The sequence below is a fragment of the Pseudoalteromonas sp. UCD-33C genome (assembly GCF_001306895.1).
Classification (GTDB): Bacteria; Pseudomonadota; Gammaproteobacteria; order Enterobacterales; family Alteromonadaceae; genus Pseudoalteromonas.
Genome location: NZ_LJTB01000005.1, coordinates 201020 through 211261, shown reverse-complemented (window position 1 = coordinate 211261; position 10242 = coordinate 201020). Strand labels below are relative to the sequence as shown.

At 42.7% G+C, this 10242-nt stretch carries 9 protein-coding genes and 2 rRNA genes; 6 read left to right on the top strand and 5 right to left on the bottom strand.

Annotated elements, in window-relative coordinates; genetic code table 11:
• Both AOG26_RS12570 and rrf read left to right on the top strand, forming a co-directional pair.
• A 23S ribosomal RNA gene (locus tag AOG26_RS12570) occupies nt 1–173 on the top strand; the annotation flags it as partial.
• A 188-nt stretch (nt 174–361) separates the two neighbouring features.
• Nucleotides 362–476 (top strand): 5S ribosomal RNA (rrf, locus tag AOG26_RS12565).
• A gap of 566 nt (nt 477–1042) precedes the next feature.
• On the opposite strand, the gene AOG26_RS12560 is transcribed toward rrf, so the two are convergent.
• The 4 genes from AOG26_RS12560 to gpmM are packed head-to-tail and all read right to left on the bottom strand — an operon-like array spanning nt 1043 to nt 5828.
• Complete coding sequence (locus tag AOG26_RS12560) at nt 1043–1801, bottom strand: divergent polysaccharide deacetylase family protein (RefSeq protein WP_054562806.1); 759 nt, start codon at nt 1799–1801, stop codon at nt 1043–1045.
• 35 nt (nt 1802–1836) lie between these two features.
• Complete coding sequence (locus tag AOG26_RS12555; RefSeq protein ID WP_054562805.1) at nt 1837–3105, bottom strand: S41 family peptidase; 1269 nt, start codon at nt 3103–3105, stop codon at nt 1837–1839.
• A 35-nt stretch (nt 3106–3140) separates the two neighbouring features.
• A complete protein-coding gene (locus tag AOG26_RS12550; protein ID WP_054562804.1) occupies nt 3141–4280 on the bottom strand; it encodes a murein hydrolase activator EnvC family protein in 1140 nt (379 codons plus the stop codon).
• Nucleotides 4281–4283: 3 nt separating this feature from the next.
• Nucleotides 4284–5828: a 2,3-bisphosphoglycerate-independent phosphoglycerate mutase gene (gene gpmM / locus AOG26_RS12545; protein ID WP_054562803.1), complete on the bottom strand. Its 1545-nt coding sequence runs from the start codon at nt 5826–5828 to the stop codon at nt 4284–4286.
• A 192-nt stretch (nt 5829–6020) separates the two neighbouring features.
• Here gpmM and AOG26_RS12540 point away from each other — a divergent pair, with 192 nt between their 5' ends.
• The 4 genes from AOG26_RS12540 to gpsA are packed head-to-tail and all read left to right on the top strand — an operon-like array spanning nt 6021 to nt 8278.
• On the top strand, nt 6021–6452 hold the full coding sequence (locus AOG26_RS12540; RefSeq protein WP_054562817.1) for a rhodanese-like domain-containing protein: 432 nt from the start codon (nt 6021–6023) through the stop codon (nt 6450–6452).
• A 30-nt stretch (nt 6453–6482) separates the two neighbouring features.
• Nucleotides 6483–6740: a glutaredoxin 3 gene (grxC, locus tag AOG26_RS12535; RefSeq protein ID WP_054550973.1), complete on the top strand. Its 258-nt coding sequence runs from the start codon at nt 6483–6485 to the stop codon at nt 6738–6740.
• Nucleotides 6741–6781: 41 nt separating this feature from the next.
• The gene (gene secB, locus AOG26_RS12530; protein ID WP_054550974.1) at nt 6782–7267 is read left to right on the top strand and encodes a protein-export chaperone SecB; all 486 of its coding nucleotides are present in this window, start codon (nt 6782–6784) and stop codon (nt 7265–7267) included.
• Between the two features lie 3 nt (nt 7268–7270).
• On the top strand, nt 7271–8278 hold the full coding sequence (gene gpsA / locus AOG26_RS12525; RefSeq protein WP_054562802.1) for an NAD(P)H-dependent glycerol-3-phosphate dehydrogenase: 1008 nt from the start codon (nt 7271–7273) through the stop codon (nt 8276–8278).
• A 74-nt stretch (nt 8279–8352) separates the two neighbouring features.
• On the opposite strand, the gene AOG26_RS12520 is transcribed toward gpsA, so the two are convergent.
• Complete coding sequence (locus AOG26_RS12520) at nt 8353–10236, bottom strand: putative bifunctional diguanylate cyclase/phosphodiesterase (RefSeq protein ID WP_054562801.1); 1884 nt, start codon at nt 10234–10236, stop codon at nt 8353–8355.
• Nucleotides 10237–10242: the final 6 nt, after the last annotated feature.

The following is a 10242-nucleotide window of genomic DNA, read 5'->3' as shown; positions in this document are numbered from 1 at the left end:
GAACTGATAAGCGCTGAAAGCATCTAAGCGCGAAGCAGGCCTCGAGATGAGTTCTCACTAGACTTTTAAAGTCTCTGAAGGGCCGTTGAAGACTACAACGTTGATAGGCAGGATGTGGAAGTGGTGCGAGCCATTAAGCTAACCTGTACTAATTACCCGTGAGGCTTAACCATACAACGCCAAACGCGTTTTATGACAGCGTAACAGACAGAAGTTAAGTTACTAAAGTAGATTTTACTTGATATCAGAATTCCAGATTTATGTAGGGTGAACCGCAACGCTTAACGCGAAATCAGTTCACCTTGCGCAAAGGACTCGTAAGCGCTACGCGCTTTGTCGAGAATCCTTTCCACGCCTTTTGCTTGGTGACAATAGCGTTTTGGACCCACCTGACCCCATGCCGAACTCAGTAGTGAAACGAAACAGCGCCGATGATAGTGTAGCAGCTGCTATGTGAAAGTAGGTCATCGCCAGGCTCCAAATTAAAGAAAGCCCGATTCGAAAGAGTCGGGCTTTTTTGCGTTTTAGCTGTCAGCTGTCAGCCGTCAGTTGAACTGTGGGGTTGTTTAGTGCAGATACTCCCTCAGCAACAAACCCCGTAGGAGGCACTTCAGTGCCGAATTTAGACCAGAACAAACACATTCATGGCTAAAGCCATTCCTACGTGATGAGAAGGTTAGACGTTAGATATTAGATGTCAGTTGATCTACCGGGTTGTTAGGTAACTGAGTCACCCTCAGCAACAAACCCTGTAGGAGGTACTTCAGTGCCGAATTCAGACCTTTACAAACACATTCATGGCTAAAGCCATTCCAACAAGTACACTTTGCCTAGAACTTAGAACCTAGAACCTAGAACCTAGAACCTAGAACCTAGAACCTAGAACCTAGAACCTCCACCTATCGGCTGATCGCTGACGGCTGAAAGCTGATAGCTCTGGCGTAGGTTGGGTTTCGCTTCGCTCTAGCCAACCTACGCCAGACCTCAAAACTTTACTCTTTCAACTTTCCCCTCGCTAACTCGCAACTCACGTTTATAACACTCATTCCCCTTGTCTTTGCTCTGCTTTGGCAAGCTGAATGTATTTTGTTTCGACTAGTTGTGAGAGGGGAACAAGTTCGAAGCCTTGTTGTTGTAGTTCAGGGAGGGCTTGTTGTAGAAAAGCAACGGTTTCTGGGTAGGGGTGGGCAATGGCGATTGCGTAGTTGAAGTGTTCAGCTTTGCTTTTTAGCTCTTCTAGTTGATGTTGTAGCTGACTTTGGGTGACATTGTTATCAAGAAAAACATGACGAGATACATTAGCCACACCATAGAGGTTAGCAACGTTTTGTGCTTCACTTCGACTCGTTGTACGGCTATCTAAGAAGTATAAACCGCGTTTCTTTAATATTTCCATCGTCCATTTCATTGGCTCTGTAAGTTGTGTTAACTCAGAGCCCATGTGGTTATTGACCCCTTTTACTTGTGGTAGAGAGGCTAATGCATGGCCAAGGGTTGTTTGTAACTCTGACTTACTCATAGTATCAGTGAGTGCACCCGGACCAAGTGCTTTAGTTTTATCAAGCGCTTGCATTGGTACATGTAAAAGTAGTTCTTTATGAGTTCTACTGGCGCGTTCAGCAAATATTTGCGAATAGGGTGTATGGGGCAAGATTGAGAAGGTCACTTGCCCTGGTAAGTTTAATATTTCAAGATCTCGCTGATGATTGCCTATATCATCAATTACTATGGCTATTTGCTTTGCTTGGCAGAATAGCGGTAGGCAACATACGGCGAGTAATAAGCCTGTTTTTAAGTTCACTTTTTGTAATTATTATATCCATTGTGAGCATTTACTTACTGCATAATAACGAGCTGCTTTGCTGTAAGTTGCTTTTTGTCTTGTCTATCTAGAAGTGAGCTAAAAAGCGCCAATTCTTGGATGTTTTTTATTATAACGCCTTGGTCAATTTCTGAAAGCATTGTTTGATTAATACTCACATCTGGGGTGATCCCTTTACCATCGATAGATTGACCCGCAGGTGTGTAATAACGTGCTGTAGTCAGTTTTAATGCGGTATTACCGTTACCTAAAGGTATCAGCGATTGCACTGAGCCCTTACCAAAAGAATTTTCGCCAATTAGCACTGCTCGTTGATTATCTCTTAATGCTGCTGCAAGTATTTCAGCCGCAGAGGCTGAGTTTTCGTTAATCAGTACAGCAATGGGAGCGCCACTGAGTATGTCGCCTTTATGGGCTTTATACTTCTGATTAGCTTCATTAAAGCGGCCTTTGGTTGACACTATGGTGCCGTTATCTAAAAACAGATCTGCAACTTCAATGGCCCCTTGTAATGTACCGCCTGGGTTATCGCGTAAATCAATAATTAAACCTGAAAGAGGGAAGCTATTGGTGACCTGCATTTTTGCAAGCTCCCGAGCAACATCGTGTAATGTGTGGTTATTGAATGAGTTGATACTGATAAGCGCAACGCCTGTATCTGCTAAATGGCCATGAACGCTTTGTAAGTTGATTTGTTGGCGCTTAATCGAGAAGTTTAGCTCAGTATCTTTCTCTCTTTTAACAGCGACATCGACAGCACTTTGACCGCTTTGGCGAATTAATTTAGCCACTTCTTCGATGCTTTTGTCTAAAATAGGTTGTTGATTAATCGCTATAACTTCATCATTTACCTGAAGACCCGCAAGCGCCGCAGGTGAGTTATTAATAGTGTTAACAATATAAACCCGACCATCTTCAACTTTTACTTCTATACCGAGTCCTGTGTATCTACCATTAGTGCTACTGAAGATAGCATCGAGCTCAGTTTCGTCGAGATATTTTGAATATGGATCAAGGCGTTCGAATAACGCTTCGACTTGTAAGTTATCAGGCTGGGTTACAAATGTGTTTTGTAGTTTCAGATCATCAACATAATATGTATGGATATTAAATAGGATTTCGTTTAGTTGCTGATGCTGTAGTGACTGTAACGAGGGTTTTGCAACAGCCTGAAACGATTGCAGTATCAGGCATAGCAAGCTGACAAGTAATAAAAAAGACAGCTGAGTAAAAAGCTTAGCTGGGGAAAAATGAGCTTTGTAAGAGTAAGTTGTGTTTAGCATCAGCTGCTCCTCATAGAGTGCAGCTATTTAATCAATTAAATGCGTCTGCACCATTTTACAGGATTTACTGCGCGTCCTTTGTGGCGTATTTCAAAGTATAGACCAGGATCCGGTTGTCCGCCGCTTTGACCGACTAATGCAATTGTTTCGCCTTCTCTAACAAGGTCGCCAACATCGCGAAGTAGAGTTTGAGCGTGACCATATAAGCTCATAAAGCCATCGCCATGATCAATAGCGATAACCCAGCCAAAGCCATTTAGCCAGTCTGCGTAAACAACTTGGCCGTTCTGTACGCTTTTAACATTACTGCCTTCTTTAGCGCTGATAAGTACGCCTTTCCAATCTATGTTGCCGTGCTTGCGTTGCCCAAAGCGGTGGCGTAATGCCCCTTTAGTTGGCCAGTCGAGTTTGCCCTTACTACTTTGTAAGCCTAGTAATTCAACCTTTTCACTTCGCTCTTGTTCAAGCTCTTCAATGGCGGTGATCAGGGTTTGCTCATTTTCTTTTAAGTAATCAATAGAGCTTTTCGTTTCTTTTAACGCTGACTGGAGTTTATTGAGGTTAGTTTTACGCTCTTGTTGTGCATTGACTAGAGCTTGCTGGCGTCTTTTTTGCTCATCATATAAGGCAACTAGACGTTGTTTGGTTTTTTCAAGCTGAGCTTGGTTGTCTGCAATTTCTTGCTGTAGTGCTTTGAGCTCTTCAATTTGCTCAATACGTGCTTTATTTAAATAATTATAATAACTTAGTGTGCGCTCAATTTTGGCTGTGTCTTGTTGGTTAAGCAACATTTTTGAGTAGTCATGGCTACCCGCCATGTAGGCGCTTTTTAGTTGTGCAGCTAATAAGGTTTGGCGCTGTGCTTGCTGGGCTTTAAGTTGCTCGGCTTTAGCTTGTTGTTCTCGTTGTTGTTGCTCATTTTCTTTAACAGATTGGGCGGCAAGGTTTAATGCTTTTGCATTTTGAGCTATGTCGAGTTCATGGGCGCGTAGATCTTTGCGCATTTGGGCAATGGACTTGCGTTGACCTTTAAGCTCAGCCTCTGTTTTTTGTAAAGCTGATTGAATGTCTGATAAGTCTTTTTTGGTTTGATCTTCATTAGCAACAACCGAAGTTGCTACTAATGAAGTCAGTATTAAACCAGTTTTAAGGAAGTGGTTAATACATTTACTCATAGCTTATTTCAGCGTCATGATTGGTTTACCAGTCATTTCACTTGGCTGCTCTAAGCCGAGTAGGTGAAGCATGGTTGGAGCCACGTCACTCAATGTTTTACCATCATGTGGTGTTGCATCACGGCCAACATAGATAAATGGCACTGGCTCACTGGTGTGTGCGGTATGTGCTTGGCCCGTTGCTGGGTTAGCCATTTGTTCAGCATTACCATGATCGGCTGTAATAAGCGCTTCACCACCATGTTCTTCAAGTGCTGCAACTACACGACCAATACAATGATCAACTGCTTCACATGCTTTCACTGCTGCTTCGAATACGCCTGAGTGACCTACCATGTCTCCGTTAGGGTAGTTACAGATGATGGCATCGTATTTACCGCTAGCGATTGCTTCAACCAATTTATCGGTCAGCATTTCAGAGTTCATTTCTGGTTGCAGATCGTATGTTGCTACTTGTGGTGATGGAATTAGTTCGCGAGTCTCACCAACAAATTCATCTTCACGGCCACCGCTGAAGAAAAAGGTCACGTGTGCGTATTTTTCTGTTTCAGAAATACGTAGCTGTGTTTTACCTTGCTTCTCTAACCATTCGCCTAATACATTTGTTAAAGGCTCTGGGGCAAACGCAATTGGCGCTTTAATGTCTGCTGCGTACTCTGTCATCATCACAAAAGCGCTTAACTGTGGTGATTTTTTCTTATCAAAACCACTGAAGTCAGCATCAACAAAGGCACGAGTCATTTCACGTGCTCGGTCTGCTCTGAAGTTAGCAAAGATAACTGTGTCGCCGTCATTGATCTCAGCAGCTGCTTGGCCTTCTGGCACAACAGTTGTTGCTGCTACGAACTCGTCGTTCTCGTCACGTGCGTATGCGGCTTCTAGTGCGGTTACACCGTCAGTGTAGCTGTATTCAGCAATGCCACTAACCATGACATCATATGCAAGCTCGACACGATTCCAACGGTTATCGCGGTCCATTGCATAGTAACGACCAACAAGCGTCGCTAAACGGCCACAGCCAAGTTCTGCAAATAAGGCTTCGATGCGCTCAATTGATGCTTTTGCACTACGTGGCGGTGTGTCACGGCCGTCTAAGAAACCGTGGAAGTAAACTTCTTTTGCACCGCGCTTAGCAGCAAGTTCAATCGTTGCCACAATGTGGTCTTCATGACTATGAACACCACCTGGGCTTAAAAGCCCCATAATATGCACAGCTTTGCCTGCATTTACAGCTTTGTCGATATTATCAACTAGTGCTGGATTGCTATCGAACTCACCATCATCAATGGCTTTAGTGATGCGAGTAAAATCTTGATAAACAATACGGCCAGCACCTAAATTTACGTGACCTACTTCAGAGTTACCCATTTGTCCTGCAGGTAAACCAACATCAAGTCCCGAACCTGAAATTAATGTATGTGGGCGGGTTGCCCAAAGGTTGTCGAGTACTGGGGTATTAGCAGCAAGTATGGCGTTACTTTCTGTGTCTTCACGGTATCCCCAACCGTCTAAGATCATTAATACCAATGGTTTTTTATGCTCTGTCATTATAGCTCCTGAAGATTGGCACTTATATATCACTAGCATACCGTGTTTTATGGTTTTGATCAGCTATCAATATGTCATATTAAAATATTTCACGCCCTAGCATTTTCAATTCAAGCACGTATACTTGCGTGGCAAATTTTAATTAACCCATGGCTATGCGCTGTGGTATCTAAATTTCTTAGTGGAAAACGCATGGATCAATATATTGAATTTATCTCAAATCATCCGGTTTTGAGCATTATCTGGTTAGCATTAGTCGCTATGCTGATCAGCAGTTGGTTTAAAAGTAAATTTTCGGCTATCCGTCAAATCAACCCACAGCAACTTACCTTGCTAATTAACCGTGATGATGGTCAAGTGATTGATATACGTGCACAAAAAGAGTTTAACTCTGGCCGTATTGCAGGCGCAACTCACTTAAATCCAGAAAAAGCAAAGCAATCTGATTTTTCAAGCCTTGAAAAGTTTAAGACTAAACCCATTATACTAGTATGTACCACGGGCATGACTGCCTCAGGTATCGCAACTGCAATGCATAAAGCAGGTTTTGAGCGTGTTTATGTATTAGCGGGCGGTATGGGCGCTTGGCAATCAGCTAGCTTACCTACAACGACCGGTCGTTAATAAGGCTCACTGCCCGATAGAGGAATTATTATGAGTAATGTTGTTCTTTACACAAAAGCATACTGTCCATTCTGCCAACGTGCTTTGGCGTTATTAGACAGTAAAGGTGTAGACTACACGAATATCGATATTGGTGTTCACCCTGAGCGTCGTGATGAAATGATCGACAAAGCAAATGGTGGTTACACAGTTCCGCAAATTTTCATTAATGATGAACATATCGGCGGTTGTGACGACATGATGGCAATTGAAGCGCAAGGCCTTTTAGACGCAAAGCTTAACGCTTAATAAACTTTAAATATAAAAACGAATACAAGTTAGGAATTACAATGAACGAAGAAAATCAAAACGCAGCAGCAGAACAAGCCGGCGCTCAATTCTCAATCCAACGCATCTATACTAAAGATGTTTCATTTGAGACGCCTAACTCACCTGCTATTTTCCAAAAAGAGTGGACTCCTGAAGTTAAGCTTGACTTAGATACTCGTTCTAACAAATTAGAAGAAGGCGTGTTTGAAGTTGTTCTTGCTTTAACAGTAACAGCTTCAATCGGTGAAGAAACTGCATTCCTATGTGAAATCCAACAAGCGGGTATTTTCACAATTGGCGAAGTTGAAGAAGTTCAACTTGCACACATGTTAGGTGCTTTCTGCCCGAACGTACTTTTCCCTTACGCACGTGAAGCAGTATCAAACCTAGTTAACCGTGGTACTTTCCCACAATTAAACTTAGCGCCAGTTAACTTTGACGCACTATTTGCTCAATACATGCAACAACGTGCTGCTCAAGACCAACAGGCAACTGCAGACGCATAAGCTATGAGTACAGCACAATCAGCTGTTACAGTATTAGGGGCGGGGTCTTATGGCACCGCCCTTGCTATTTGCTTTGCCAGAAATGGCCACCCAGTGACTTTGTGGGGCCGCAATAGCGATGACGTTGCTACGCTTGCAGCTGAGCGAAAGAATCAACGTTATGTTCCGGATGTTAGCTTTCCTGACACCCTCCAACTAGAAGCAGATTTAGAAACGGCAGTTAAAGCAAGCAAGATCATTTTGGTTGTTGTGCCGAGTCATGCTTTTGCTGGCACGCTGCAAAAAATCAAACCTTGGTTGTCAGAAGGTGCTGAAGTTGCATGGGCTACCAAAGGTTTAGAGCCAAATACTGGGCGTTTACTGCAAGAAGTAGCGGTACAAGAGCTAGGCGATGATGTTCCTCTGGCTGTGCTTTCAGGACCTACTTTTGCAAAAGAAATGGCAATGGGCTTACCAACCGCTATTTCGGTGTCGTCGACCTCTAAAGACTTCGCTAAGCAATTAGCTGACCTTTTACACTGTGGCCGCTCATTTAGGGTTTATAACAATGATGACTTCATTGGTATACAGCTTGGTGGCGCAGTTAAAAATGTGATTGCGATTGGCGCAGGTATGTCTGATGGTTTTGGCTTTGGTGCCAACGCACGTACTGCCTTAATCACTCGCGGTTTAGCTGAGCTGTGCCGTTTAGGGTGTGCATTAGGTGCTCGTTCAGATACCTTTATGGGGATGGCTGGCCTCGGTGACTTAATCTTAACCTGTACAGATAACCAATCTCGTAACCGTCGTTTTGGTCTTGCTCTTGGCAAGGGTGAAGGCGTAGAAGCTGCAATTGAATCTATTGGTCAGGTTGTTGAAGGCTATAGAAATACCAAAGAAGTGTATTTACTTGCTGAGCGCACAGGTATTGAAATGCCAATAACGGAGCAAATTTACCAAGTACTTTATGAAAATAAAGATGTAAAAGAAGCTGCGATGGCACTACTTGGCCGTGAGCAAAAATCTGAATAATTTAGATTGTGCATTGTTAAATAAAAAACGCGATTTATTAATCGCGTTTTTTATTTGATGTACCGTTGCAACCACTAGCTAGATTGCTGCTTTTCTAGCGTGTCATTAATAAATTCGCTGACTTGATTGGCTTTTAATGGCTTGCAGTAATAGTAACCTTGTTGAAAATGACAACCCATAATATGCAGCATGTAGGCTTGCTCTTCAGTTTCTACTCCTTCAGCAACCACATTTATGTCCAAATACTTAGCTAGACGCACTATGGTGGCGGTGATATTACGATCTTGGTCGTTTTTATCGATATCTTTAACGAATGACTTGTCGATTTTGAGCGTATCGATTGGAAAACGCTTTAAGTAACTGAGTGATGAATGACCTGTTCCAAAGTCATCCAGCGCGATGTGCACACCAATCGATTTAATACGTTTCATTTGCTGCTCTGCAAATTCAGGATTATCCATCATGGCGCTTTCTGTGATCTCGAGTTCTAAGCAATGTGCTGGAACGTCAAATTTAGCCAAGTTGTCGATGAGTGTTTCAATAAGGCTACTTTGCTGAAAGTGTAAGGCTGAAATATTAATAGCGACATTACCAAACGAAATGTTTTGTTTTCGCCACTGGGCTAGTTGATTAAGCAGCTGCTCCATCAGTAATTGGGTGAGCGGAATAATGGCACCATTTTGTTCGGCAAGCGGAATGAACTCATCGGGGTTAATAACACTGCCATCTTCTTGAGGCCAGCGAACTAATGCTTCAAAGCCGTATAACTGATTATGCTGGGCATCAAACTTAGGCTGAAAATAAAGCTCAAACTCATTGTTGGTGATTGCTTTGAATAAAGCACTCTCTTTGGTTAATTCGGTTGGGTCGAGGGTATGACGGTCTTTATCAAAAAATTGATACGTATTACGGCCCATTTTTTTTGCATGATTCAAAGCACTATTTGCGCTGCGCATTAAGTATTCACAGTTGTAGGCGTTGTCTGGGTAGATAGCAAGACCACAACAGGCAGATAGTGAAGTCTCAAAACCATCTAACATAAATGGGGTTTTAAACTGCTGAAGCACGATGTCTGCGGTTTTTTTAGCAAAAAATACGGTTTGACCAGAATAAAGGTAGGGCGGCACGAGTACCGCAAATTCATCTGCACCGAGTCTTGCAATGGTAAAGCCTGAATTTAGAGAGTCAGTTAAACGACAGGCTACTTCTTTTAGTAGTACATCGCCAATTGTGTGACCAAGGGAGTCGTTAATCTTTTTGAAATTGTCTATGTCGATAAAGATGATTAGTAGACTAGGGTAAGTGTCGTTACAAGCATTGATTGCTTTTTCAAGGGACTCTATAAAAATGGCACGGTTTGATAAGCCTGTGACACTGTCTTTGGTAGTGAGCTTGAGCATAGTTCGCTCGTTATTCTTACGAGCTGTGACATCAGAAAACATGCCAACGTAACGTACAGAGCTTTTTGCAAAGCGTGGTGTGGTCACTTTTGTTATACATAAATCAATGGCGTAGGGTTGCCCATCTTTGCGTAAATTCCAAATTTCGCCAGACCAATAACCGTCATTTCTTAGTTCTTGTTGGATGATTTCTTCGAGTTGTGTATCACGGCCGGCTTGCGTTAATGCTTTGAATTTTTTACCAAGTACATCAGCTTTCTTATAACCCGATATTTCACTAAATGCGTTATTGATTTCTATGATCCTAAACTGTTCATCGGTGACCCAAATGCCATCTTTAGACTGTGAAAGTAGGGCATCCATCAGCGTCATCTTTTGGTTTCTTTGATAGTAAATGACTGCACCAATGAGGATGACAATCGCTAAAAGGATCAGTAGTAACAGGGGCGTTGTATTAGGGGCTTGCGAGATAGAGGGATTAGACACAGCAGCAGAAGCAGCACTATAAAAGTGCTGCATCAGCAAAATGATACTGCATACTCTGGCGAAAAAGCGCATTAAAAT

What these genes read in the sequence shown, in the direction of transcription:
- AOG26_RS12540 (WP_054562817.1), top strand. Translation starts at nt 6,021, where the DNA reads ATGGATCAATATATTGAATTTATCTCAAATCATCCGGTTTTGAGCATT.
- grxC (WP_054550973.1), top strand. Translation starts at nt 6,483, where the DNA reads ATGAGTAATGTTGTTCTTTACACAAAAGCATACTGTCCATTCTGCCAA.
- gpmM (WP_054562803.1), bottom strand. Translation starts at nt 5,828, where the DNA reads ATGACAGAGCATAAAAAACCATTGGTATTAATGATCTTAGACGGTTGG.
- AOG26_RS12520 (WP_054562801.1), bottom strand. Translation starts at nt 10,236, where the DNA reads ATGCGCTTTTTCGCCAGAGTATGCAGTATCATTTTGCTGATGCAGCAC.
- gpsA (WP_054562802.1), top strand. Translation starts at nt 7,271, where the DNA reads ATGAGTACAGCACAATCAGCTGTTACAGTATTAGGGGCGGGGTCTTAT.
- secB (WP_054550974.1), top strand. Translation starts at nt 6,782, where the DNA reads ATGAACGAAGAAAATCAAAACGCAGCAGCAGAACAAGCCGGCGCTCAA.
- AOG26_RS12555 (WP_054562805.1), bottom strand. Translation starts at nt 3,105, where the DNA reads ATGCTAAACACAACTTACTCTTACAAAGCTCATTTTTCCCCAGCTAAG.
- AOG26_RS12550 (WP_054562804.1), bottom strand. Translation starts at nt 4,280, where the DNA reads ATGAGTAAATGTATTAACCACTTCCTTAAAACTGGTTTAATACTGACT.